General features: G+C 59.4%; 23 protein-coding genes and 2 pseudogenes. 14 read left to right on the top strand and 11 right to left on the bottom strand.

Going from position 1 to position 25823, the window contains the following annotated elements:
• Positions 1–147 precede the first annotated feature (147 nt).
• Positions 148–399, top strand: coding sequence for a helix-turn-helix domain-containing protein (locus ILT44_RS25610; RefSeq protein ID WP_204242439.1), 252 nt, complete (start codon positions 148–150; stop codon positions 397–399).
• Complete coding sequence (locus ILT44_RS25615) at positions 392–907, top strand: transposase (protein ID WP_204242440.1); 516 nt, start codon at positions 392–394, stop codon at positions 905–907. The genes ILT44_RS25610 and ILT44_RS25615 overlap by 8 nt, the downstream gene beginning before the upstream one ends.
• A 416-nt stretch (positions 908–1323) precedes the next feature.
• On the opposite strand, the gene ILT44_RS25620 is transcribed toward ILT44_RS25615, so the two are convergent.
• From ILT44_RS25620 to ILT44_RS25640, 5 genes are all read right to left on the bottom strand, one after another.
• Entirely contained in the window at positions 1324–1503 is a 180-nt protein-coding gene (locus ILT44_RS25620; protein WP_201861297.1) for a hypothetical protein, read from the bottom strand.
• 688 nt (positions 1504–2191) lie between these two features.
• Complete coding sequence (locus tag ILT44_RS25625; RefSeq protein WP_204242441.1) at positions 2192–3913, bottom strand: PRC-barrel domain-containing protein; 1722 nt, start codon at positions 3911–3913, stop codon at positions 2192–2194.
• Between the two features lie 445 nt (positions 3914–4358).
• The gene (locus ILT44_RS25630) at positions 4359–4904 is read right to left on the bottom strand and encodes an SH3 domain-containing protein (RefSeq protein ID WP_204242442.1); all 546 of its coding nucleotides are present in this window, start codon (positions 4902–4904) and stop codon (positions 4359–4361) included.
• 68 nt (positions 4905–4972) lie between these two features.
• Entirely contained in the window at positions 4973–5464 is a 492-nt protein-coding gene (locus tag ILT44_RS25635) for a PRC-barrel domain-containing protein (RefSeq protein ID WP_204242443.1), read from the bottom strand.
• A 378-nt stretch (positions 5465–5842) separates the two neighbouring features.
• Positions 5843–6151: a hypothetical protein gene (locus ILT44_RS25640; protein WP_204242444.1), complete on the bottom strand. Its 309-nt coding sequence runs from the start codon at positions 6149–6151 to the stop codon at positions 5843–5845.
• Between the two features lie 860 nt (positions 6152–7011).
• Here ILT44_RS25640 and ILT44_RS25645 point away from each other — a divergent pair.
• From ILT44_RS25645 to ILT44_RS25655, 3 genes and pseudogenes are all read left to right on the top strand, one after another.
• Positions 7012–7341, top strand: a pseudogene (locus ILT44_RS25645) (DUF4112 domain-containing protein); the annotation flags it as partial.
• A 78-nt stretch (positions 7342–7419) separates the two neighbouring features.
• Positions 7420–9345: an ATP-dependent zinc metalloprotease FtsH gene (ftsH, locus tag ILT44_RS25650; RefSeq protein WP_204242445.1), complete on the top strand. Its 1926-nt coding sequence runs from the start codon at positions 7420–7422 to the stop codon at positions 9343–9345.
• Between the two features lie 200 nt (positions 9346–9545).
• Positions 9546–10368 (top strand): annotated as a pseudogene (locus ILT44_RS25655) (IS5 family transposase).
• Between the two features lie 130 nt (positions 10369–10498).
• Here ILT44_RS25655 and ILT44_RS31190 read toward each other — a convergent pair.
• From ILT44_RS31190 to ILT44_RS25670, 3 genes are all read right to left on the bottom strand, one after another.
• Entirely contained in the window at positions 10499–11035 is a 537-nt protein-coding gene (locus ILT44_RS31190) for a DUF1236 domain-containing protein (RefSeq protein ID WP_307826673.1), read from the bottom strand.
• Positions 11036–11969: 934 nt separating this feature from the next.
• Positions 11970–12257: a hypothetical protein gene (locus ILT44_RS25665; RefSeq protein ID WP_204242447.1), complete on the bottom strand. Its 288-nt coding sequence runs from the start codon at positions 12255–12257 to the stop codon at positions 11970–11972.
• A 742-nt stretch (positions 12258–12999) separates the two neighbouring features.
• The gene (locus ILT44_RS25670) at positions 13000–13272 is read right to left on the bottom strand and encodes a hypothetical protein (protein WP_201861303.1); all 273 of its coding nucleotides are present in this window, start codon (positions 13270–13272) and stop codon (positions 13000–13002) included.
• 952 nt (positions 13273–14224) lie between these two features.
• On the opposite strand from ILT44_RS25670, the gene ILT44_RS25675 reads away from it, so the two are divergent.
• Positions 14225–15556 (top strand): DUF2254 domain-containing protein, encoded by a 1332-nt coding sequence (locus tag ILT44_RS25675; RefSeq protein ID WP_201861304.1) that lies wholly within the window; start codon positions 14225–14227, stop codon positions 15554–15556.
• A gap of 172 nt (positions 15557–15728) precedes the next feature.
• On the opposite strand, the gene ILT44_RS25680 is transcribed toward ILT44_RS25675, so the two are convergent.
• Positions 15729–16775, bottom strand: coding sequence for an AI-2E family transporter (locus ILT44_RS25680; protein WP_201861305.1), 1047 nt, complete (start codon positions 16773–16775; stop codon positions 15729–15731).
• Between the two features lie 185 nt (positions 16776–16960).
• Entirely contained in the window at positions 16961–18013 is a 1053-nt protein-coding gene (locus ILT44_RS25685; protein WP_204242448.1) for a hypothetical protein, read from the bottom strand.
• A 334-nt stretch (positions 18014–18347) separates the two neighbouring features.
• Here ILT44_RS25685 and ILT44_RS25690 point away from each other — a divergent pair, with 334 nt between their 5' ends.
• Positions 18348–18560 carry a hypothetical protein gene (locus ILT44_RS25690; RefSeq protein ID WP_204242449.1) on the top strand — a complete coding sequence of 71 codons (213 nt, stop codon included), beginning with the start codon at positions 18348–18350 and terminating at the stop codon, positions 18558–18560.
• A gap of 95 nt (positions 18561–18655) precedes the next feature.
• Positions 18656–19030: a hypothetical protein gene (locus ILT44_RS25695; RefSeq protein ID WP_201861308.1), complete on the top strand. Its 375-nt coding sequence runs from the start codon at positions 18656–18658 to the stop codon at positions 19028–19030.
• Between the two features lie 453 nt (positions 19031–19483).
• Here ILT44_RS25695 and ILT44_RS25700 read toward each other — a convergent pair whose 3' ends face one another.
• Positions 19484–19786 (bottom strand): DUF6894 family protein, encoded by a 303-nt coding sequence (locus ILT44_RS25700; RefSeq protein ID WP_204242450.1) that lies wholly within the window; start codon positions 19784–19786, stop codon positions 19484–19486.
• 495 nt (positions 19787–20281) lie between these two features.
• On the opposite strand from ILT44_RS25700, the gene ILT44_RS25705 reads away from it, so the two are divergent.
• The 6 genes from ILT44_RS25705 to ILT44_RS25730 all read left to right on the top strand — a co-directional run bounded on the left by ILT44_RS25705 (position 20282) and on the right by ILT44_RS25730 (position 25770).
• Complete coding sequence (locus tag ILT44_RS25705) at positions 20282–21043, top strand: c-type cytochrome (protein ID WP_201861310.1); 762 nt, start codon at positions 20282–20284, stop codon at positions 21041–21043.
• Entirely contained in the window at positions 21040–21549 is a 510-nt protein-coding gene (locus ILT44_RS25710; protein WP_201861311.1) for a sugar dehydrogenase complex small subunit, read from the top strand. Before ILT44_RS25705 ends, ILT44_RS25710 begins: the two co-directional genes overlap by 4 nt.
• Positions 21550–21566: 17 nt before the next feature.
• Positions 21567–23171, top strand: a complete 1605-nt coding sequence (locus tag ILT44_RS25715) for a GMC family oxidoreductase (RefSeq protein ID WP_204242451.1) — start codon at positions 21567–21569, stop codon at positions 23169–23171.
• Positions 23172–23251: 80 nt separating this feature from the next.
• Complete coding sequence (locus tag ILT44_RS25720; protein ID WP_201861313.1) at positions 23252–24130, top strand: YihY/virulence factor BrkB family protein; 879 nt, start codon at positions 23252–23254, stop codon at positions 24128–24130.
• A gap of 1054 nt (positions 24131–25184) precedes the next feature.
• The gene (locus ILT44_RS25725) at positions 25185–25577 is read left to right on the top strand and encodes a helix-turn-helix domain-containing protein (protein WP_204242452.1); all 393 of its coding nucleotides are present in this window, start codon (positions 25185–25187) and stop codon (positions 25575–25577) included.
• On the top strand, positions 25567–25770 hold the full coding sequence (locus ILT44_RS25730; protein ID WP_204242453.1) for a hypothetical protein: 204 nt from the start codon (positions 25567–25569) through the stop codon (positions 25768–25770). Before ILT44_RS25725 ends, ILT44_RS25730 begins: the two co-directional genes overlap by 11 nt.
• Positions 25771–25823 lie beyond the last annotated feature (53 nt).

Raw genomic sequence — 25823 nt, forward strand, 5'->3', positions numbered from 1 at the left:
CGCAGGCCGTCAAAGCGCCAAGTATACTCCTCAATCGCGCAACGCACCTGATCCCAACAACGTTCCGCTACCAAACAACTAGAACGCCCACCGCGGCTCGATGAGAAAGCCTGGGCCCGGCTGAGCCGGCTCCTGGATCGGGGCGCGATGGCGGCCGGCTTTGCCACCGAGCGCTGGACCCTCAAGCGCATTGCCGCCCTGATCGAGCGCGAGTTCGGGGTGCACTATCACCCGCGTTACCTGGAGCGGCCGCTCAAGGCCCATGGCTTCAGCGTGCAGCGTCCCGCCACCCGGGCCAAGGAGCGCGACGAGCTGGTGATTGCGGTCTGGCCCAAGCGCGAGTGGGTGGCACTCAAAAAAGTCACAGCGGGAGCATCGCACGCTTCTGCTCGTGGATGAGACCGGCCACAGCTTCCGCGCCCGGCCGGGCACGACCTGGGCGCGGCGCGGGATCACCCCGATCCTCCAGCGGGTGAGCAAGCGGCGGGAGGTGTCGAGCATCGTGGCGATCACGCCCGACGGGCGGCTCTATGCCCGTCATGTCCGCACCAGCGTGTCGAGCCAGACCGTGATCGCGGCCCTGCGTTACTTCCGCCGCAAGATCGGCACGCCCGTGCTGGTAGTGTGGGATCGGCTCAATGCCCATCGGTCACAGGCGACCACCGCCTTCATCGCAGCCCACCCGCAGGATTATGCGGCGGCCTACCTGCCGGCCTATGCGCCGGAGCTCAACCCGGAGGAGCAGTGTAATGCCTGCGTCAAGCGCGCCATGGAGAACGCACTGCCCGGATCAGTCGCGGTCCTGCACCGTCTGGTCCGCCGCGAATTCAGCCGCCTTCAGCGTCGACCCGAGATGATCGTCAGCTTCTTTCGCCACGCAGGGCTCTCCGTTGCAGGACTTCCGTGAAGATCAATAAGGTCCAAACAGTTCACGCGTAGCTTCGATCGCAGCCGCATGCCATGCCACACCCGAGCGACTTCTTGAGGGATAGGTCTCAACAAAAATCGCCATCCCGCCTCATGGCTGGCGATCGACCTGTCCGATCCGGATTTGGGAGCCGGTGAGCTGACGAAAGGTCCTTGGCGGTCCAAAAGCTCTCCCACACAAGGAGTTGGGTGCAGCAGCCATAGTTGAGGTCGGACATATGCGATGAGGCATTAGGATGCCGGCGATCCGCTCCCAATGTTTCCCGCGGCTACTGTGGCAGGTGAGATGGGCAGTTTTACTGCCTCGGGAGGGTAGCGGATAGGAAGATCCTCGGTGTTCGGGCCGGAATGGCCTGCAGATACGCTGGTTGAACGAGAGCCCGATGCCACTCCTGTTCATGATGCTCGCATGGCGCCTTGCTGATTGATTACCCAGCCGGCGAACTTGCCGCCGGCTGTAGCGCCGATTGTGTCCATGACAAGATCCAGCAGCGTATCGGCCCGTTCAAGATTAAGGAAGGTGGCCTCCACAAGCTCCCAGGCAATCCCCAGACCTAGCCCGATCAGGGCCGCCAAGATTACGAAGCTTCTGCTCTCGGGAACGCCCGTTATCCAACCGCTGATCCATAGGCGGTACATGACGGCAGATACTAGAGCAAACGGGGGTGAAGGTGTGTACGAGCTCGTCGAACCACGCGAACTCATCGAACTAGTCCCAAGCCCAGCCTCCGGCGTTCAACAGGGCCACACACACGACCAGAAAGCTGATCAGGCTCGGAATGCGACGCTGCAGCAGCATGAACACAAGCGACAGGAGGAAGAACCCGCCGATGGTCTACAACCCATTCCAGCGCTAAAGCCACCAAACCGCGACGAACGCGACGGCTTGCAGAGCAACCCCAAAGCAGGCCAGCGCACGCCCGGTGCTGCTATCTACCGGCGGGTGCGGGGTAGTGTAAGTCATGGCCGTTGACTTCTCCTATCAGTCACCTTCGTCAGTCGTACAATCGAAGGTTTTCGGCCATCATTTCAGTCTGGGCGGAGCTGTGTATGACGGCTTATCGGGATCACCTCCGCCGTGGGGAGAGAAAGTTCTGTCCTCTCCTTCTTGTCGACCAAGGGTCAGCCCGCAGTCGCAATGTTATTGTTTCTGCACGACACTCACGCCGACCATGCTGCCGTCAGCCTCTCCCCCGCGTTCATCAGTGTGCGAACTACAATGGGGGCATCAGGCCCCCATTGCATGCATCCAGCAGGTGGTTAGTTATCCCCGTAATCCGATGTCGACGGTCTCGCTGTCCGCGAACTCGCGATACTCTCGGGTGTTGAAGTCCCAGTCGTCGATCGCCTTGACCTCAGTTTCCGTCAAGCCGGCAGCCACGAGTCGGCCGCCGGTCACGAACATACGATCGAGCGGGATCGGAACCTCCTTCTCGCCCAGGCCAAGGAACCCACCGTGTTCAAGGATGACGAAGCTCCGATTATCACCAAGGCGACGGACCAAGCGCTTAACTTCGCCGATTTTCTGGCCACGGACGCTATAAACATCCATGTCCTCGAGATCGGTGATTCGCATCGGACGGATGTTGGCGCCCGGGTCAACAGCTCCGGTTGCTGCGGGATCCGGCCGTGGCTCCGCGGTTAACGCCGCACGCTCATTGATTGGCAAGCCTGCCCGGTCATGCGCTTGATCGGCTGCCGCCATATAGCTCGCCAAGCTCGCGCGATATGTGGGCTCAGCTTCGCGGTAGCCGGCCATGCCTTCCCGATAGACCGGCAGGGCCCGCAGTTCGGCTTCTGACATGCCCGGGAGGATAATACGATCCTGTTGAAGCGCCATTTGCGAGAGGGGCAGAATGCGGGCCTCGCCGCCCAGTCCCAGGAACTCGCCGAAGCGGATCACACCATAGCTTTGGTTATTTGAGCCCAAAATCACGCGCTCAATCTCACCGAGACCCTCGCCTTCAAGATTGTAAACGTCCTTGCCTTTGATCTCGGACACGGCAATGGGACGGACAGGGTTCGTACTGGTGTTCATGGCCTGTTGGTTGCGAGCAGCGGGCTGAGTCTGCTGCTCGACACGCACAGCCGGCTGGCCATCTGCTTGATTGACGACGACTCGCGGCTCAGCGCGCTCGTAGCGTACGGTCGGCTGCCCTTCCGCTCGCTGCACCTGTACCTGTGGCTCAGCGTTTGCTTGGCGTTGCACCATAACTTGAGGCTGGACTTCCTCGACCTGCACCCGCGGCTCGCCGGGACGGGTGACCGACACGTCAGGGCGCGCCATCAGCACACGCACATCCGGCTGCGGCATCGAGACGTTTACATCGGGTTGGGGCATGCGCACGATGATCTCCGGCTGAGGGATGTTAACCGTCACCGTCGGCTGCGGCTGGCGCACGATGATCTCCGGTTGGGGCTGGTTCACCGTCACCTGGGGCTGAGCTTGACGGACGATCACACGCGGATCGGCCGGGTCCACCTGGATGGTCGGAGCCGGCTGGCGGACCACTACGTTGGCTCCAGCGTTGGCCGCCCGTGCCGCCAACGCTGGATCGGTACCAGAGCCAGCGATCGCTACACGGTAGTCCGGCTCAAGCATGCGGTATTGGCTCGCCATCTGCTGATTGTAAGGCTGGAATCGCAATTGATCATCGTTGCCCGCCACTATGAGACGGTCGTTGCGATAGGCAAGACGATTGACTGGAACGAGCGACTGATTTGTGCCGGCCGAGACGACCAAGTAGACTTGGTTGTCCTGTCCTTGCACGGTTCTGGTGATGCGGCCGAACTCGCGACCAGACTCGGTGTAGAGAGTCTGGTTCCGTAGCTGTGAGGAGGGAATGCCTTGATCCTGCGCCGTGTTCTGCCGGCTCTGTTGCTGAGGCTGGTTAGCCTGGGGTGTGGCGTTCTGCTGGGAAAGAGCGGGTAAGGGAACGAGGGCAGTCGTGCCAAGGAAGGCTACAATTGTTGCGAGTCTCATCATGGGCTCCTTCGCTGCAAATCCAGACCCCAGCCAGGACGTCCCTAGCCGGACTAACGTCTGGACTCAGTTAGGAGGAGAAGCGGTGAGTGCTCTCCCAGTTTCGATGGGTCAGAACGTTTCTGTACGGTGCAGGACTAAGTCTGAGCCCTGGGGATTCTGGCTGTACGATTGCCCGCTCCGAAGGACGAGGACTTCTGCTATGCCGAGACTGCAGGACCTGTCCAAGGCAGAGCAAAATGGTCCCAATCCATGCCACCGCCTGCAGAGCCATGGCGCTGGTCGGCCCACATCTGTTTGCTCTTCGGAAATGCGTTGCCCCTGCCGACAAGTCCAGTCGTCAGGGGCGGGTTCGTACACGGATGGGCGGCGAGCGTTCGGAAGCAAGGGCCTAATCCCGTCGCTCTCGCCGAAGGTTCTGCCGCGCCTCTTGCAAGTCTTGACGCTCCTACCTCAGCTTGCGCCGCTCCGCGCCGGTGTCGTTGCCTACTCGGCGCTCCTGCCGCAAGTCCCTGCGAGCCTCAAAGAGGTCCGTGCGCTCGTCCCGCAATTCGCGGCGACCGTCCCCCAGTTCCCGGCGGCCCCTTTGTATCTCGCGGGTATCGAGGTAGTAATCGCGATACCATGGTCGGTCGACGTAGTAGCGGCGGTGATAGACATTTGGACGGAATCCAATCACTGGCACGCCGATCGTGACGCCGATACTTGGAATGGGCTGGCGTGCATAACGTTGGCCGGCATAGGCGAGATACTTCCCTGAGACCCACCCGCGCTCACCGGACCAGCTTACGTCGCACCAGTTGTAGCCGGTAAGACATCCGTGGACAACCACTCGGTCACCCTCCTCGATCGTGTCGAAGCGCTGATAGGATGCGGCTGGTCCGGTTCGAATGTTGAGGTCGGTGGCGGTGAACGCTAGGGCTTCGGCGAGCACCGCTCCCGGTAGCACGAGACTCGTAGCAAGGGCGATGGCTGCCGTACTTCTCTTCAACATCGGATCCTCACTTTCGGCATGCGCTGTTACAGGAGTGTCGGTAGCTTAGTTGGCGCTGCTCAGCAGGCTCACTTCAGCTCGGCGATAGTCACCGTCCTGCCAACGCCGACGTTATAAAAGGCAGCTTCCTCGAAATCCGGTAGGGATTTCAGTGCCTCCTTTGTCAGGTCGGGAGCGACGATCCGGTCGTACCGGACAGCGATCTTGCTCAAGGGGACAACAACTCGGTTCTCAAAGAAGCCCATGACGCCTCCGTTGCTGACGACGAGGTACATTTCCTTGTCGGAACTGTGCTCAACTACCTGCTCGATATCGCCGAGATTCGATCCGTCAGGTGCGACCAAGTCTTTCTCGACGATGCTTGAAACCGGGATTTGACGAGTTGTCCCGGCCGGCTGGGATGGAGCTGGAGATAGCTGTGCCGATCCTGCAATTGCTGCTGGGCCCGTTTCCGGAATGCCCGGCGTGGGGGAGGAGTTTTTGCCGGGGGACTGCGCCAATACGGTGGACAAAGGAACAAGGGTGGTCGCCAGAATCGCAGCAAAGACTGTCACACGCATAAACAAATCCCATTGGATGGTGGCTCAACCCTTGCCCGTGGAGGGCCGCACGGCTCTCGCCGCGTGAGGGGTTTTAGTCGCAGCCGGTTGGATACGTGGGTAGAAGCCGGTCACAAGCGGATTGTTTCGGGGCGTTACGTGCAGTCGGTACGCTGTTGTACCGTCATGTGCGCCCCTCTAGTGGGCTCCCCGCCGTCCCGGCAGTGCTACGTCCTAATCTCGATCCGGACTGTCTGCACGCCAACCCGCACCATCACGTCCACAACCTTGGGCTCCGAAGCCGCCTTGAGTACACTAAGCTTGCTACTGCGCCCCAAGCGTGCCTCTTCCACCTGATCTGGGCGCGAAATGCCCTTGCCCCGCAGGTCCTCCCAGAGATCATGCTCTGTCAGGTGCAAGGCCCGAGAACAGCCAGTGCATGCCCAGCAGCACCGCCGTTACCGCAAGGGCAGGAAGGAACGGCGCGTTACCGGTCACGGCGCCGCTGACGATAGATTCGATCATGGTACCGAGGATCACATCAAAGGCCGTGGCACGTCCAATAAAGTGCTTCTTGGCGAGCCGGACCATGAACACCGTGACCACATAAGCCACTGCGGCATGCAGCCCCATTTGCAGGACGTTAATGTCGCTGCTCTCTAATTCCAAGCCAAGTGCCTCACGCACGATCTCTTTAAGCTGATCCATGCTCACCCCTACTGGCGGGGTAGTGCGAGAAAGAGACACTCACGAGCACACGGATTGCATCTCTTCTACATCATGAAGTCTCAGTGCATGAGGTAGAAGCGAGTGAAGATCAAAGTTATCCGACTGGTATCATCCTAATGCCCAAGCAAGCACGCCGATGCCGGCAACGGCCCCAAGCATCGTAATCACAAAGCCCCAGTTCGACGTTCGGCGCTCACTAGGTGTTGCGGTTCGGTTCAATTTTGTGGTTGAGCCAATTGTATTGGAATCACGTGGTTCGGGATTTGCTGTCATAATGTCGTCCTTGCGGTCCAGGATTTCCGACCGGGGTGCTGAAAGCAAAACTCTTGAGCCGTTGCTTTGAGCGGAAACGGCGCTGATGAAAATGAATGGGCACGACATAGGACGAGGTCCGGCTATCCGGCGTATTGCGCAGGGACTGAGTACGATGCTGCACCAAGTCTCCGCTCATCTGGTACTTGCGCTCGGCGGGCCAGCCTTCGATGCGCGTTCGTATGCGCCACTACATGTGACTCCAAATCTCGTGAAGGCGATCGCGGGGAGCGTACTCTGCCGCAGCAAAAGCTGAGAAAGCCACTAGGGTCCGCTGCAAGTGGGCCGAAGTGCCTACGTATCCTCGCACAATGGAGCTTGAATCCGGTTTGGATGACACCACTTGTCAAGTATCGGGGTCCGGGCCCCTCTGGCAGACCTTTCCGGCTGCGATGTCGGACTCTCTCACCTGAGGAGCGCTTGAAGCTGCTCCGCATCTGGGGGACCATTGTGACGCCTTACATTTCTATATCCACTGAAACGGCACTTCGCCGCATGCTAACGCGACACGTGCGCGTCTTGATACCCTTGCGCCGCTTCCCGACAGCGCTGTTCGCGTGCCAGGGACCAACATCGGCTTCGGCGCAGACGCCCTCCTGAACCTGATCCCAGGCGGCGGAACGCTGACCTCGAAAGGCATGTCAGCTTACCTGATCTGGGAGGCGCGCCGCCTGGGCGTGCCCATGTCGACGCTCCTGCGCATGATGGGCAACGTCGGTGCCGACTTCGTCGTCAGCGCGGTTCCTCTCTTGGGCTGGGTCGCAGATGTATTCTACTGCTCAAACCTGCGCAATATGGCGCTGCTGCGTGATCACCTCGACCGATCCGATCCGGTATCGAACACCTTCCAGAGATGATGGTTCTCAGGAAGAGGACCTGGTCCGGCTGCCACCATCGTATCTCGACCAGAACTCTGCCGTTCAGAAAGCATAGCAATGAATAACCCCAACGCCTCGCCTAGCTTTCGCAACATAGCGATAGCCGCTGCGGTCGTGTCTCTGCTGGCAATGTTCTACTTCCAGAGTGTGCCGGCTCGGCAAGCGGATCAGCTTCCCTACTCGGCTTTCGTCACGGCAGTCGAACAAGGGGAGATCCGCTCCGCCACTATTCAGGGGCAGGAGGTGACCGCCGAGCGTTCTGCGGGCGGCACCGTCACAACCTATGTTCCGCAAGGTGCTGGCCTCATCGCCCAGCTGCAGCAGAAGGGTGTCGTGATCAAGGCTGAGCCGCCGCCGCAGCCCAGCCTGCTCGGCAGCCTACTGCTGTCGCTGCTACCTTTCGCCTTGATGATTGGCATCGTGGTGTGGCTCTCCCGCAGGGCCATGGGCCAGCAGGGTGGCGGAGGCCTGATGTCCATCGGCAAGTCCAAGGCCAAGTTGCTGCAGCCCGGAACTCCGGTCACCTTTGACGAGGTGGCGGGCATTGACGAGGCCAAGGAGGATCTGCAGGAGGTGGTGGAGTTCCTGCGCGATCCGCAGAAGTTCCAGCGCCTGGGCGGCCGCATTCCCCGCGGCGTGCTGCTCGTCGGCCCGCCCGGCACCGGTAAGACTCTCACCGCTCGTGCGGTGGCCGGCGAGGCCAACGTGCCGTTCTTCACCATCTCGGGCTCCGACTTCGTCGAGATGTTCGTCGGCGTGGGCGCCTCCCGCGTCCGCGACATGTTCGAGCAGGCCAAGAAGAACGCGCCCTGCATCATCTTCATCGACGAGATCGACGCGGTCGGCCGCCATCGTGGTGCCGGCCTTGGCGGCGGCAACGACGAGCGCGAGCAGACCCTCAACCAGCTCCTGGTGGAGATGGACGGCTTCGAGGCCAACGAGGGCGTGATCATTATTGCGGCCACCAACCGTCCCGACGTGCTCGATCCGGCGCTCCTGCGCCCGGGCCGCTTCGACCGCCAGATCGTGGTGCCCAATCCCGACGTGGTCGGCCGCGAGAAGATCCTGCGCGTCCATGTGCGCAAGGTTCCGCTGGCTCCCGACGTGGACCTGAAGATCATCGCCCGCGGCACCCCCGGCTTCTCGGGCGCGGATCTGATGAACCTCGTCAACGAGGCGGCTCTGCTTGCGGCGCGGCGCGGCAAGCGCATCGTCACCATGAAGGAGTTCGAGGACGCCAAGGACAAGGTGATGATGGGCGCCGAGCGCCGGACGCTCGTCATGACCGACGACGAGAAGCGCCTGACCGCCTATCACGAGGCCGGCCATGCCGTGGTCGCCCTCAACGTCCCGGCCACCGATCCGGTGCACAAGGCCACCATCATCCCGCGCGGCCGTGCGCTCGGCATGGTCATGCAGCTGCCCGAGCGGGACAAGCTGTCCATGAGCTACGAGCAGATGACCTCGCGTCTGGCCATCATGATGGGCGGCCGCATCGCCGAGGAGATGATCTTCGGCAAGGAGAAGGTCACCTCGGGCGCCCAGTCGGACATCGAGCAGGCGACGCGGCTTGCCCGTATGATGGTGACCAAGTGGGGCTTCAGCCCTGAGCTCGGCACCGTGGCCTATGGCGAGAACCAGGACGAGGTGTTCCTCGGCATGTCCATGGGACGCACGCAGAACATCTCCGAGGCGACCTCCCAGAAGATCGACTCGGAGGTTCGCCGCCTTGTGGAGGACGGGCTCAACGATGCCCGCCGCATTCTCACCGAGAAGCAGCACGAACTCGAGGGACTGGCGCGCGGCCTTCTGGAATACGAGACTCTGTCGGGCGAGGAGATCCGCAACCTGCTTGATGGCCAGCCCCCGGTGCGCGACACCGGCGACACGGCAACCCCGACCCGCGGCTCGGCCGTGCCCACCACACGGCCAGGCCGGCCCCGGGAAAGCGACGGGGGGCTGAAGCCGCAACCGCATGCGTAGCATCAAGCTGAACGACCCTTGCTCCCGTCCGATTATAGACGCCATCGGTTAAGCGGACAGCATTGCTAAGAGAAAACAGCTTTCTCTGACGGGTTGAACTGGGGCGAGGAACTGGTAAGGGGGGCGGCTGGGATGGCGCGCTGCTAGGGCGTGTCTGCAAAGGGGTTCCATGAGGAGCCTGGAGTTCCCATTTATACAACGTGACACGTTACGGGTTGACGGACCGGCAGCGGCAGCGCCTTGAGCCGCTTCTGCCGCCCGAGCGGCCGCCAACAGGACGGCCCAACCACCATCACCGCACCATCTTGAACGGCATTTTGTGGGTTCTGCGCACCGGCGCGCCCTGGCGGGATCTGCCCGAGCGCTATGGCCCGGTCGGCACTGTCTCCAGCCGGTTCGATCGCTGGTGCCAGTCTGGTCTCTGGCAGCGCCTCCTCTCCGCCCTGCAGGTCCAGGCCGATGCTCGTGGTGAAATCGACTGGGACCTCCACTTCGTGGATGCCACCATTGCTCGGGCGCATCAGCACGCCGCCGGCGCTCGCCGGACCGGCGCCATCGGGGGGTGAGGCGCCGGACGAAGCTCTGGGCCGCTCGCAGGGCGGGTTCTCGACCAAGCTGCACCTGCGAGTGGAAGGAGGCGGCAAGCCAATCATCGCGGGGCTCACCGGAGGCGAACGCCACGAGCAGATTGCCCTGGAAGATCTGCTGGATGGCGGGGCCATCTGCCGATCAGGACGAGGCCGCCCGCGCTTGCGGCCGCGGCGGTTGGCCGGTGACAAGGGCTATTCCAGTCCGACCGCCCGGCGCCGGCTGCGTCAGCGGCGGATCTCGCCTGTGATCCCGACCCGCAAGGATCAGCGCTCTCAGCCGACCTTTGATCGTGAGGCGTATCGGGAGCGCAACACAGTCGAGCGTCTGATCAACCGCCTTAAGCAGTTCCGCCGTATCGCCACACGCTACGAGAAGCGCGCCGCCAACTATCTTGCAATGGTCAATCTCGGCATGATCATGCTCTGGCTATAGCCCTTTGCAGACACGCCCTAGTACAGAGAGTGTTCTACTCTACCGCAGGGTGTATCTCTAAAGAGCTGGTGCCGACGGTTGCCTCGCAGAATCGCTCCCGAGGCAACTCATTAATGGGCCTTTTGGCTAGTCAGTCATAGATATAGACGACTTCACGCGTACGGGGTTCAACCAGAACCGGTCGATCGTTGATGATGGTGTAGCCATACTCGCGACGGAGGCCAAGCTCAGGCGGAAGTGGGCGGTACGCGACACGTCTCGGCAGACGGTACCCTACAGTGACGTTCTCTCGAGTCCGCACCGAAGGAACTCGTTGGGTCACCACATACTGCTGAGCCCTAAGTGTCTCGTCTGGAGTTAAGGCGGCTCCGGCGGCGGCACCTGCAACTCCGCCGACGACAGCACCAACAGGACCTCCCAGAACTGCACCCGTAATGGCGCCTCCCGCAGCGCCTGTACCTGCACCAGTTTGGCAAGCAGCAAGTGGTATAGCGAACATGATGGCTGCGATGGTAGGCTTCAGGACTCGATCTCTCATAACGGCTCCTAATAAGCAGACTTGCAGCGAACGGCCCAAGGTGGGCCTCGTTCCTAACGTCCGTGGCTGACAGGTGCGGTAGCGTACCGAAAGTCTGCGCTTTGTCGGTGCCGTCAGCAATAGCTTCATTCAGTCTGCGTCAAGGTGCAAGACAGTGCCTGTAGGTTAAGAGATCGACATTGTATCGCCGTTCTTCTGACCGTAAGTGTATCGATAGCCGCGCGAGGCGTGCGGCCAATCCGACTCACACCTCACAAACGAAGGAACCAGCAAGGTAGATGGCGCATACTCCGGCCGATGGCCGTTGCAATCGTTCGGGCGCACTGAGATGCTGCAGTTAGAGACGAACGGAAGGTTCCCGAATAGTCCCGCCCTTCCATACTGTAACATCTAAGGAGAAAATGCGCTGCTCAGTGAACAGCCATACGGGTGTATTCATAGACGCCGTTACTAAGGTTTGGTGGACCCGCTAAAGCCGAACCCCAGCAGCCGATCTCTCGCAGGATTATATCTACGGGTCTCTCTGACGGAAACCTGATCCCAGCTCGAGTTGAGTTTGAGCATCGCTCGTTGCGTCTGAACAGGTGCTTCATACGCGCCATCGATCGCTGCGGTACGCATCGCGCCAGGCTCCTGCTGAGTCATATTTTGAGTTGACTCACGTAGCTCTTGTACAGCCTCTAGATGGGCCTCAATTGATCTCGCATAGTCGACATGCCCAACTTTGAGCTGTGCCGCGTCACCGGGGTTGCTGGATGGGGTTTGCGGCTGGGAATGGGCACCGTTAGCAAGGTGTGCAGCGACAACAAGGCTCGCGCCAACTAACATACGAGAAGCGATTTTTATGATGAGCTCCGTCGATCGGGGCTATAGAGATCAAGGATCTATGGTCGTAACACCTCTAGCCAGCAGCCAAAGCTCGCGGTGGGCCGCGTGCAAGCGGCATTTTGGAACGTCGGCGAGCAGAGAGCCACTACTGCCCGCGCCAGTCGGTTCGGTCTGGACGAAAACAATGCGGGCGCGGCGGCGCGGGCGGACTGACTATTCAACGTACGCTAGTCCTTCATGTTGATCGAACAGACTCCCATGCTGGAAGACTGTTTTGAGTTCTGAACAGCTTGGTAGACATAATCATGTGGTAAACTTCAGCGAGGCGGCGAACGTACGGCTCCCGACTCTGCCTCTGTCGCCTCTCGAGATCCTCGCGTAACCCGGCTCTAGCAGGCTCAGGGAGTGTCAGAAGGAGATTGCGTTCGGACTCGTACCAGCGATCAATTTCGGCGAGTGCGCTGATCGTCTCCTGGAGTTCGCGATCGAGTTCGTGCAGATTGACATCACTCAGAATCGACATGCCGGTCCTCCTTGTCGGTCAACAATCGATCAAAGGTACGGACCGGGGGAGGAGAGAGCCATAGCGGGTGGGGGTACGGAGTCAATTGTTTGTACAGGTACGTGCCAAGTTCAGCGGGTATGGCTTAATCGCTGTGGCCCGCGATAAGAGAGATATGGGGGCCCTGGCGTTTGGGAATAAAGGACGCCGGCGCCGTGGTGCTCGCCCGGAGCGGATCTAGGGATGGGTGCGCCTCCTCGGCGGCCCTGGCGCCGGCGGCATGACCGCTCCAGGCTCAACCCAGAAGGGCGGGCTGGAGGGAACGCTCCGAAGTACCCTCCCAACCTGAAACACCGGATAGCCGGCAGCGGGCGACCGGCGCTCGGGTCAGGACGATAGTGGAGGCTTAACGCTGTCTCGGCAGGCGCTCCTCCGGTGGGGCAGGATAGGCGGGGTTGGCCGATGGAATGTCGGACATGCCAGGCGCACTTTCGGGGCCGAGATCGGCTGCCGCACCCTGCGGACGCAATGCAGGCTGACCAGAAATAACCGGCAGCGTGCGCGGTGGAGCCCATATCGTAACGCCTGCCAGAAAGACGCGCACCGCTGTAAGGACAGCTCCAAAAATCGAAAGGACAGGAGTGCGTAAGCGGCCAGCCCCGACCGCTTCATGTTTCTGTCCCGGCGGCTGTGACATCCATTGCGTCCACGCCATTGCCTCCTCCTACGACCAGGCCGCTGCATCCGCCGGGTTCATGCCGAGCTAGTTGTTTGCCTCAGGATCAGGATTGCTGCTCCCAGGAGGCTCCTCGAAATCAACCGCGGGGCCGGAAGGATTGGCAGGATCGTGTCCCTTCGTGACAAGTCCCGGCGCATCGTGAGGATTGTCGAGATCGTCGTAGCGTTTACTGATATTCCACTTTCCCTTCTCGTAAAATTCCTTATCCTCGACGATCACTTCCGCCCGGCTTGGGGACAGGGTGAGGGGCACGAGAATGACCGAAAGCATGGGCGCTGCAGTCAGGTGTCGAGCCATACTGAACTCCACTTACCAGGTTAATGTGAACTCCACGGCGTGGAGCTATCTCTTCGAGGCAACCCAGTCTGGAATAGCTATGTTCTGCCCATTGTACGGGGTCGAACCATGTCTAAACCTCGATATGCCCGGCTCCCGCTGAGTAGCGGTTGGATCAATCCAATCGCGGCTATTCCACGGCTCTCTTCACATGACGAGAAACTCGGCAAGAGCTGGATATCCTAGAAGCCTACTTGAGCCATATGAAGATGGCCCTCAATGGACTACATTCTGCTTCATCGGCGAACATGCGAGTTGGTGCAACCAGGCACAAAGCTCTTCGGTTCGGCATCAGGTTGACTGGAAGGGGTAGTCTCAGGATTGGTGCATAGTTGAACGCTGGGCTGCTGTCACTCTTAGTACGGTTACGTACCGTCTGACCCTTGCAGCTGGAACGGTCGCTACTGACGCGTCGTTCTGCCTACGTTGCTTGCCGGATGACTAGTCAGCTCGAGCAAGGGCTCAGCTGCCGTCTGTTAAGCACTCTGGAGCTGCTAAGGGACCTGAAATGAGTGGCCGTGTTTCGATAATGCTTGGTGCTGCGATTGCTGCGATTATCGTACTGTTGCTTGTGTCGCCGACAGCATTCCCCGCCTCGTACCTGTCACAGGCGCAGTTGCCGTCATGAAGTTCGTCTGCGTGCGGAGCATATTTAGATATCTGCCCTCAGCAGTTGTCGAAATGGCAGGCCTTCACTTCCAAACCCAATTACCGTCACCAAAGGTCACCCGCCGTTGTCATCTGGTCATAGAAAGCAGACATGAGCCACGGCTGAGGGACACGGTAAGTAGAAGATGATGAACTGCCACAGTCCCACCAGAACCTGCGATACGTCGTTCACTCCGGGGTCCCACTGGATGACCCGAATCTAGGATCTGGATGTCCCCTCCTTCATAAAGGCGGCTGGCACTCTATGGACCGTATTCGGAATACGATCGTTCTATTGCAGGGGCAGCTCTGGCTTATCCCCCTGCTTATGAGCGTCTCGGCTTTGGTGTTAGCGTGGTGGCTTCTTACGTCAGGAGCCACTCTCTTAGATGGATGGAACAAGGACCGGCTCTGGTGGCTCTTCAGTGGCGATGCAAGCAGCGCCCGAGATCTTCTATCCAGTCTGCTGTCCGGTCTCATGACGATGACTTCGCTCGTGGTGTCAGTTACCTTTGTGATCCTTACCCTAGCGGCTAACCAGCTTGGTCCACGCTTGATCGCTACCTTTATGGCCGATCGCCAGATCCAATCTGTGCTCGGTCTCTTTCTTGGTACGATCTTGTATGTTCTCGTTGTGCTGCGCACCCTTGATGAGGGGCTTGGCACCCAAGGCGTCCCGCACATTGCAGTAACGGCAGGAAGCATACTCACTGCCATCTGCATACTGGCGCTTCTGTTCTACGTTCATAAAATAGCACGCGCGATCATTGCTGACAGCGTTGTCGCCCGAGTAGCCGCCAACCTGCACAAGAACATCAGAAGCATATTGCCAAATGAGGCGGATGGACCTGAGCGTACTGTGCCGGACGTGGTTATGGGTAGGTCCGGTGCAGTAGCGCTGGGCCGCAGCGGATACATCCAAGTAGTCGACTACAAGGAGCTTGTGTCGGTTGCATGTCGGTCGAACGCGCTTCTCCAGGTGAAGGTGCGAGCTGGGCACTTTGTGTTGCAAGCTGGTGAGCATGTGATCGCCAACTCCCATCATGACCTCGATAAAGACACTATCGACTCCATTAGGAGCGCCTTCGTTGTGGATACTGACCGCACTCCGGCACAGGACCTCGAGTATGGGTTGCGCCAGCTGGTGGAGATCGCTTTGCGGGCTGTGTCCCCTGGAATTAACGATCCGTTCACCGCGGTTGCTGTGCTCGATCAACTTGGTGCGGCCTTGGAGGAGATTTTCCAGCGCTCGCTCCAACCTGTGGTCTGGCGCGATAAGGGTGGTGTAGTCCGAGTGATTGCTCAGCGCTCGGATGCGATCGGCCTGACCAATGCAGCGTTCGATGCGATCCGGCAAGCTAGCAGTCAGCTACCGACGGTGCTGATCCGGATGGCCGACGTCCTCGGCCAGTTGGCTCCAGTTCTTCGGTCCGATCCAATGCGCGAGGGTGTGGTTGGACAACTCGCTAAAGTCGCTGAAACAGCTAAAGTGGCACACCTTACACCAAGTGACCGTGAAGCGGTTCTGATCCGCGTTGAGCAGGCTAGGGCCGCTATATCTGCTGCTCCCAAGCGGCCTCCCCTGCATTGTCTTTGATGCGTGATGCGAGCCCAGACATGTATGTCAGCATAAACTGAGCGGCGGGAGTTCAAGTACCCAAACGGGGCACACTCCCGGCGCAGGGCGACGATGAGGCTCCGGCAGCCTGTGGTTCGGCGGGAATATATGTAGTAAGCCGCTATAAACGCCGGGCATTTGATTCAAGTCATCAGTCAGCGGCGTTCTCCCCAGGTACGGTGGTGTGCTCGCCCAAAGTTTGTCGGATCCACAGCTTCTTCACCAACACGGTGATGGAGACTGCAAGGGGAACAGCAAGGAAGACGCCCAACCAGCCGAAAGCTACTCCAAACACCAAGATCGCAAAAAGCACCAGGGCGGGTGGCATCGACACTGCCCGCTGCTGGATGTATGGCGTGATGACGTTCCCCTCAAGCTGCTGTATGGCTAGGGCGGCAGCGACGGTCCAGAGTGTCGTAGCCAAGTCCATTGTCATGGCGAAGATCAAAGCCGGAATGGCGCCGAAGATGGGCCCGAGAAAGGGGACGAAGTTGGTCACTCCGGCGATGAGACCGAGCGCCAGCGGTGAAGGTAACCCAATCCACCAGTAGGCCAATGCCGATAACATTCCAACTAGTGTCATGGTGACCAGCTGGGCACCAAACCACAGGCGCAGGGCGTTGCCTGTAACGTCCATGGCCTCGAAGATGCGCTGGTGCTGACTGAGCGGCAATAGCTTGGCGGCGCCCCGCCGGTACAGTCTCGGGTCCGCTGCCAGATAGATGGCCGCAACCACCACGAGGGCGAGATCGGCTAACACTCCAAGTAGCGTGTATCCAAGGCCGAGAGCCCGGGACAGCATCCCGGGGCGGGGGCCCGCGGCGACAGCCTCCTGAAGCTTCTCACTGGCATTGCTGAAACCGATCCTATTCCCGACAGCATCAATGGCACTTGGCAGAGTTTCGGAAAGCTGCGAGATCTGGCCTCCAATCTGCGTTCCAAACAGCGTAAGGAAAATGGCAAAGAAGAGCGCCACGACGATGGTCGCTGCGGTGAGAGCCCAAGACCCTGGGACTGGCGTGTATTCTGCAATTAATCTAGCGAAACTATTTAGAAGCACCGCCAGTAGAACTGCGGCGAAACCAAGCAGCAGCACACCTGAGACGACCCAGACGAAGTAGGCAAGGCTAATTACCGATACGGTGATGAGTAGGCGCCGCACATAAGGCCCGTCTTGCCGGAGACCATCGGCGCCCATTCCCTGATATGGGCCCCGAATCGGGCGCGACGCTCTGCCGGATGGGTCTGACCTAAGCACCGGGTGGGCTCCTTGTGCGGCATCTTTCATTTGATCGGGCATGACGGGCATCAACCTGTGCCCCTCATGTTACAGCTATCGAGAGCGATCCCAAGCTCACCTGAACTCCAGCCCTCGAGGTCAGCTCACTGGAACTGATTGTTCAGCTGAGCTTGGGATCGCTGGCCTTGCTGCTGCGCCTGCTGTTGCGATACCTGCCCTTGCGCCTGGGTGGCCTGACGTTGAGCGCTGGCCGGTTGGTGCTGATCCGGGCGCTCGATACGAACGTTCGGCTGCCCCGGCGCCTGATTGACAATCACTCGTGGCTCGGCCCGCTCATAGCGCACCTTTAGCGGCCCCTGCGCCTGTCGGACCTGCACCTTTGGCTCGGCGTTTGCTTGGCGTTGCACCATAACCTGTGGCTGGACCGCCTCGACCTGCAACTGCGGTTCGCCAAGACGTGTGACTGCCACATCGGGGCGCGCCATCAGCACGCGCACGTCTGGCTGCAGCATTGCGGCGTTCACGTCGGGCTCGGGCATGCGCACGACGATCTCCGGCTGAGGAATGTCCACCGTCACCTTCGGGCACGGCTGACGCACGATGATCTCCGGTTGAGCCTGGTTCACTGTCACTTGCGACTCTTGCTGGCGCACTACCACGTGCGGGTCCGCCAGATCCACACGCACAGTCGGCGCCGCCTGTTGGACGACGATCTGCGATCCAGCTTGGCTTGCCTGGTTTTGCATCACCTCCTGTTGGTTTGGCTGCATCTCCGCACCTACTGTGACCTGCTGGCCTGGATTGGCCACGCGGAAACCGGCCATGTTGGCGCGGTACGTCCGCAGGGACCTTAATTCCTCATCGGTCATGCTCGGAATCACCGCCCGACCTCCTTGCAAGTTCATCCTTGCTAGCGGCACAAGACGCGCCTCGCCATCCAAACCAAGGAACTCATCGAAGCTAACCACGGCGAAGGATTGACTGTCCTGCCCGAGAACTACGATGTCGACCTGACCAATCGCCTGTCTCTGAGCCCTGTACACCTCGCGGCCTTCAACATCCGAAACCGCAACCCTTCCCGTCTGGCTGGCCTGGTTCGCTTGCACGGGCTGGCTTAGGGTTTCTTTGCGTTGGGCCATCGCAGCGGTAGGCACGATCGCAGCCGACGCAAACACGGCCATTGTGATCAACCTCATCGTTGTCTCCGTTTCAGGTCAGGTGAGCGGTTCGGCACCATTTATCGGACGGCCGCCGAAGCTAGCCGTTGGCCAAGAGCTGGCAGTCCGTGGAGGGCGCGGCGCTGACCGGAAGCAATCGCCGTGAATTGTTGGGACAACAGCGTTTCGGATGGCCTGTTCCTGGCGAGGAGTTTGCTTGGACTAAAATTCGGTACGGTAGCGAGCGGGCCCTGGAGGCTCCCCTTTCCGACCTCCAGCGTTTCCCAAGGCTACCATTCCGCCAGAAGTACCGGTTGGGCGTGACGCTTCTGCTATAGAGGATATCACGCCTACTCTAACCAGGATCTACGCTATGGGCTTTGTGCTCATCCACCTGTTTATCGGCAAGCTGCATTTTCTCGATGTCGTGCCGCGAAGCCGCTGGCTTTCTCTCGCCGGAGGAGTAGCAGTCAGCTATATCTTTCTGCACATCCTCCCGGAACTCAGCGCTCACCAAGCCACCTTTGCGGAAGCCTTCGGCCTCATGCGAAAACTTCAGTCTATCTTGTTACCCTTAGCGGCCTAGCAATCTTCGACGCGCTTGAGTGTTTGGCCCGGATCTCACGTGGCAGACGCCGCAACGATACTGGCGAGAACAAGGTAGAACCTGACGTATTCGGGATGCACATCGTTTCGTTTGCAGTTTACAACGTGCTGATGGCATACCTTCTGCTTCATCGTGAAGAAAGTGGGTCGTGGCCCTTGTTGATGTACTTTCTGGCTATGAGCCTGCATTTCGTCACTAACGACTTCGGCCTGAGGCACGATCAGGAGCTTTATGATCACATGGGTCGTTGGGTCATTGCGGCGGCGGTGGTTCTGGGATGGGTAATCGGGGCGGCAACAACCATTCCGGAACTTTACCTCGGCTTTCTGTTCGCCTTCCTGACAGGTGCGGTATTACTCAATACCAGGAGGGAAGAGCTCCCGGAGGAACGGAAGAGCAGACTCTGGCCTTTGCCGTCGGGGTGGCCGGGTATGCCGTGTTGCTCTTAATGGTTAGATAGTTCTTCGTATACGAAAGTCGCCGAATGGTGAGTTGCAGGGCCGGACCTCAACGCGGGGGCGACGCCTCGTTACGGCGCCCTACGGTACCGAAACTGCATATCCCGCTCGTGGCCGGGTCGCATCCATCAGCCCTCGGTCCGATAGATGTCATTGGCTACTGTTACTTGGGCGGCTATAGTTAGTGCCGACCTGTCTACAAGAAGGCGCCTAACATATTGGGACCACTGGTTACTTGGCCCGTGAGCGCAGGGTCTGAGTACGTTGCGTTAGTCCTCTTAGATGTAGATCCAGGCTCCTGAGCTGGCGCCGTCTGGATATCTGCTCTTGATCGAGGCGGGATCAAGGTTGATGCGTGGAGGCTGATCGAGCTCGGCGCTACTGTACGCTTTGCCATTGCATTATGGGATGGGCGTCTAGATCATCGCCCGTGCGACTACGAAGTTAGCACCAGAATTTCTGTTCAGGCTTACATGGCATCGTACCACTCAAGAACGGGGGCCCTTGCCGAAGTCGCTCACTTCGCTGGATGTAATAGAACGGCAGGATCAAGCAGTCGCCTTGCTCCTCGTCGATGACCTGCAACCGCCATTTCGTCCAATCGGGAACTTCAGTGGCGAGCTCATGCATAAGCTGACAGGCGGTGCCCCACGCTCGGTCGATCGCTGCAGACGGGCTCGGCAGCTCAAGGCCGATGCTGTCGATGTAGAGGCGTTCACCATCTGAGATGTAGAAATGATAGCGCATGACGTGATCTCCTTTGGAGGAAAACTCATGTGCAGGCCGAGTGCGTTCAATCTTCGCAGCATGCGGAGCGTACCCTAGTGCACTGATTCCGCTGCACCCACGGCCGCTCGCGACGAACGATCGTCTGCAAAGGACTTCCGGGACAGCCATTTGGCTTGTTGATTGTTGAAGGTAGACTCCATCTGAACCCCGAGATGCTTGGCAGACAGGGCAGTACAAGAGGGTAGCGGACAGAAAGACCTCGATTGCAGATGCAGCAAAGACAAACGAGACCCAGCCCAGCTGACCAACGCTACGAGGGGGTCGTTCGTGACTTCCTGTGTCCCTCCCGCACGTAGGCAAGCAGGCGAGATAGTCACATCAAACTGAAGCATTTGAGCCGTCACGCTGTCTTACCCGACTTTGATGGTGCAGAAGCGCACCGTTCCAGCCGGACGTGCATGATCCTTCGGCAACCTCGTGCAACTACCCTGCGTTGCGCAGAACATCAGTGTCATGACCCGTGAAGCAGGTGCGATCAACTTGTTACCTCAATGGACCAAGCCAGTCAGTGTAACAAAAAAGAACCAGACATCTACGAGGCGATGTCGTCGCTTCTTTGTTCTGCCGCTCTCGGCCACTCTGCTTTGCGGCTCTGCTGTGGGTTTCGTCACCGCGCTATCGGCTGCCGACTTGATTGCCGGACGAGCGATCGCCATCAATCGCGGCGGCTTTGGCGCCTGCGTGGCGTGCCACGGGTGGCACGGTGAAGGAGACGCAGAGGGTATTGTGCCACGTCTCGCCGGCCAGAATCCCGTCTACATGTTCAAACAATTGCAGAACTACGCGTCCGGCGAACGTTACAACCCTGTCATGTCTCCAGTTGCAGCCGTGCTCACCGAGGAGCAGCGTGCAAACGTATCTGCCTATTTTGCCCGTCTGACCGAGACGGAGCGTGTGCGAAGGCCGGCTCATCTCCGGCCCGGCCTGCTCGACCAAGGTCGCGAGATCGCGCGACTTGGCTTGCCCGAGAAAGCTGTGCCGGCCTGTGATAGCTGTCACGCACCGGGACTTGAAAACAAACCGCCTGAGGCTCCGCTTCTAGCGGGCCTAAACGTGACTTACTCGTCCTATCAGATGCATTTGTTCAAATCCGGCCATAGAGACAACGACCCACTTGAACGGATGCGCTCGTTTGCTTCTCGCCTTACAGACGACGAAATCACTGCCGTGACCACTTATTACTCCACATTGCCCGCTTCGGAGGGCAGCCCATGAGCGGGTTGAGCAGACGTCAGATTATTCAGGGTGCGGCATGCCTCTCTGCCAGTACGGTCACGCACGCAGCTCTCGCGCTGCCCGGTGAGGCACCGCTCCACTTAAGCGAGTTCATGCGTTTGTCGCAAATGTTAACCGGAAAGCGCATGCTGCACGAAGAAGTTGGTTTAAGGATTTTTACTGGACTGGCGGATGCAACTGGTAACCAGCCGAAACTCAACGCGCTTCGAAGTCTCCTCTACCGGCCGGATAGCAGCGGTCTCCAGATCGACGATCTGATCGCAAAACAGATCATGACAGACGAGGAACGCCGGTCCGCGACTGTGATCGTTTCTGCCTGGTATACCGGCCGCTATGACGGTAAGAATGAAAAGCGGTTGGCTACCTATACCCACGCTTTGATGTACCGGCCCACGCTTGGCTTGCACAATATTCCTACGTTTTGCGGTGGGCCCACAGGGTATTGGGCCGAACCACCCAAGGAGGGTGGTCATGTGCCCTTATAAGCGTGGAGGTTCATCAGATGACCAGCAATCTTGACGCCGACGTCGTGGTGGTAGGGTCTGGGGTGGCGGGAAGTCTCGTTGCGTATGAGCTCGCCCGGGCTGGCCTGAGCGTCCTCATCCTTGAGGCAGGTCCGCGCTTGAGCCGCGACGTTCTTGTGGACCGGTTCAGGGCCGCGCCTGAGAAGCACTTCATGGCACCCTACCCGCCTCACTACTGGGCCCCACATCCGACGCCTGATGATTGGGGCGCTTACCTGATCCAGGCTGGTCCGGTGGCCTACAATAACCAGTATATCCGCGCGGTCGGAGGCACAACGTGGCACTGGGCAGCGGCCGCTTGGCGGCTTTTGCCAAGCGACTTCAAGCTTCGATCGCTTTATGGCGTTGGAAGGGACTGGCCGCTCGACTATAACTTCCTGGAGCCCTACTATGGTCGCGCGGAGCGGGAGATGGGCGTCGCTGGTGAGGGCGGAGCGCTTGACCCGCCCCGGAGTTCAGCCTTTCCGCTTCCTCCCATACCATTGTCAACCATGGACCAGTACTTGGTCCGAAAGTTGAGTCCGGCCGGGCTTACAACTGTCACCGAGCCTGTAGCCCGGTACACAAAACCGTTCCGCGGGCGGCCGCCCTGCTGCGGGAATAACAACTGCATGCCCATCTGTCCGATAGGGGCTCAGTACAGCGGCGATCTCCACGTCCGTCTGGCTGAAGAGGCCGGAGCGCGCCTCATCGAGAACGCAGTGGCCAATTTCATAGATGTCGGTCCTGAGCGGCGAGTGCAGGCGATCCACTACAAGGATCCCCTACAAGCGACCCATACAGTACGCGGACGCGTGTTTATCCTGGCGTGCAACGGAATCGAAACGCCCAAGCTTATGCTCATCTCCAAGTCGGAACGGACGTCGACAGGTGTCGGCAACTCGTCCGATATGGTTGGACGTAACCTGATGGACCACCCCGGCGTCGGAGCCAATATGGTTATACGCGAGCCGGTATACCCCGGCCGCGGACCCCAGGAGATCACCTCGGTGGTGAGCCTTCGGGATGGTGCATTCAGGCGCCATTTCGCAGCCAGGAAGTATCACTTCGCCAACAGAGTGGACACACTCGAGATCACGCAGAACGCATTGGATGAGGGGCTGCTTGGAAGCCGACTTGACAATAGGATCCGGGACGTATCCATCAGGCGGCTGCGCGTGGACAGCTTCCACGAACAGCTACCTGACCCGAGCAACCGCATCGTTCCGAGCGAGACGCTCATGGACCCGATTGGGATCCCGCGCCCGGTGATCCGGTATTCGATCGATGAGTACGTCCGGCGGAGTGCGGAAGAAACACGCAACGATTACAAGCGGATCGCCGATGTCCTAGGCGCAACAGAAATCACATTCGACGAGGATTGGGTCCGAAACAATCATCTCGTTGGAACGACGGTCATGGGAGGCGACCCAAGGAATTCGGTCGTCGACCGTGATTGCCGCTCTCACGACCACCCAAACCTTTTCATAGCAGGCAGCAGCACCTTTCCATCCATCGCTTCAGTTAATCCAACACTCACGATTGCAGCGCTGTCATTGCTGATCGCTGACGTAGTCCGTGCGAGTATTCGGGAGCTAGAGTAGCAACCTTAACTCAGCGCTTTGATCCCGGAGCCCTGGAAAGTTGCATGAGTTGTGCTCCGCCTGAGAAGGTTCGACAGCAGATGGCACAAGGCAGCATGCGGTATGATACCACAGCGCGGGTTTGGCGGGGCATTCTCGATCACAGTGTTACCTCTGTCGCAGCCAGTGTCTCGTTTTTTGTGCTTCTCGCTTTCTTCCCAGCGCTCGCCGCAATAGTGACGCTTGTCAGTCTCTTTATCGATCCCCTGCGGCTTGATACATTGTTGGGTTCATATTCCGAGCTGATCCCGCAAGGAAGCTCCTCTGTTTTGATGCAGCAGGTCCGGCGCCTTTCTGAGGCGAAAGCATCGCAGGAACAGGTTGTGGTGTTCACGCCATACGTGGGGTTCTTCATGCTCGTGTGGGCCACAAACAAGGGGACGAAGGCCCTGTTCCGTGGCTTGAACACTATTTTCGACTGCAAGGAAACCCGAGGTTTTTTTGCATTCACGTTGGCAACACTCACCTTCACTATTGGAGCGATTATCTTCCTCGTATTCGCGCTCGGTGCAGTCCTGCTGGTGCCCGCAGGCTTGAAGATACTGGGGATCGGCGGCGGCCATGCCTATGTCATTGAGATCCTACGCTGGCTATTACTCCTGCTGATTGTTAGTGCGGTGATCTCAGTTATTTATCGGTTCGGACCAAGCCGCAAAGCGTTCAGGTGGCGCTCGACGATTCCCGGCAGCTTCCTCGCGGCCACTCTCTGGGTTGCGAGCTCCGTTCTCTTTTCCTGGTACGTTTCGTCCTTCCGAAGCTTCGTAGAACTCTACGGGTCTCTTAGCGCCGTGATGGGCTTTATGGTCTGGGTCTGGCTTTCAATGATTGCTGTTCTGATCGGTGCAGAGCTGGATGCCGCTCTGATGAAGGAAAACGAAAAGGGCCTGGCAAGGAACGACGAAGGTAGGACCACCTCTTAAGCAACTCCAAGAGCGCATCGCCGACGTCCGCAATCTTGAGCTCGCAGGTTACGCTTGCGCGACTTGCAGCTTGCCGTAAGAAGCGTGATCAATCGGGCCAATGTCCCTGCTAATCCGCCTCAACCATCTCGACGGCCGCTCCACAGGTGTAACTGCAGCGGGCTCGTTAGACTGCCACGAAGCTGCCTGCCCGCGCTTGTGGAGACCCCATAAGCGTAATCATCTCGTCGGCGACTGAAAACGCTCACAACGTAGGTGCCTAGCTCAAACAGAAGGCCCCGTCCTGATGCCGAAGCATAGGAGCGGGGCAGTTAGCTGAAGAGCATTTGGTCAGGAGCATCTGCATCATCACAGCCACTGCCGGGATCCATTTGTAACGCACCGCCCGCCGCTTCGGCATGGCCTTGGTTACAAATGAGATCCGCCAGTTGACTAGAAGTACAAGCCCAGACCGCTGGTGCGGTTCCGGCATTGCAGGTGGTCTTGGTGCGGCACTGTACGGTTCGAGCATCCGACTGCCATCTCAGGTATTGCGTCCGCCTGGAGAATATACCTCACGGTTTGGAATCGAGGTTCATTGAGCTCAGCTTCCGTGAGAACCTCACGGTGAAAGCTTTCTAATCAGACTGGGCATCGCCTTTACCGACCTGTGGTGACCTACGAGCAGTTCACTTCGAATAGACGCGGCATATGTCCTCGTTGGTGCAGGATCGTACCGGAACCGGAGCCTGACCGTGAACATATGCCCGATGCAGAGGTTGTCATCGTGAGCGCGTGGCGGCTGCTGCAAACACCTCCCGAGGTTCAGGGAAAGGTCTGCTACGGGGCTCACAGGAGAAGACGATCTCCTCGGTCAGGTGCCCCATGTGGACCCCCACATGGGGCACCTGTTATCGATGCTTTCGCACTCGGCGGCATACCTCTGAGATCAGATAGAGATGGAAGGCGATGTTAGCCGCCGCTGTGTTGGCTAGAGCATCGGACTGAAAGGCAGATTCAAGAGGTTTCGGCCTGGGCTGAAGTGTGATTCCCTTGTGAGAACAGGAGGTGGATCATGACCCAGAGCTTCTCCTTGGATCTGCGCGTGCGGATTGCGGCCTTTGTTGAGGCGGGCCATCCCTGCCGGGCAGCAGCCCGCCACTTCGGGGTCAGTGACAGTTGCGCCATCAAGCTGATGCAGCGGAAGCGGCAGTCCGGCTCCCTCGCGCCGGCCCGTCAGGGCCGCCCGCCGGGAAGCGGCAAGCTGGTGCCCTATGAGAGCTTCCTGATCCAGACCGTCGAGGCTAAGCCCGCCATCACCATGCCCGAACTTGCCGCTCGCTTGCTTGAGGAGCACGGGATCGTGGCGGCTCCCGCGATGCTCTCGCGCTTCCTGTGCCGGCGTGGCTTCTCATATAAAAAAATCCCTGATGGCGGCGGAGTGCGCACGCGCCGACGTGCGGGATGAGCGCCGCGTCTGGCGAGGCCACCGCCAGGCCCGCATGCGCCAGGAGCCGCACCGCTTGGTGTTCCTGGACGAGACCTACGTCAACACCAAGATGACCCGCCTGCGTGGGCGCTCTCGCCGCGGCCAGCGGTTGCGCATGAGCGCTCCCTTTGGACACTGGACAACCCATACCTTCCTGAAGGTGTTTTCATGATGCCTCCTTTTTTGATCGTCTGGTGCGTTGCAGCCGAGCCCGCAGGTCACGGA

It is taken from the genome of Microvirga arvi, assembly GCF_016892765.1.
In the GTDB taxonomy this organism is placed as follows: domain Bacteria; phylum Pseudomonadota; class Alphaproteobacteria; order Rhizobiales; family Beijerinckiaceae; genus Microvirga; species Microvirga arvi.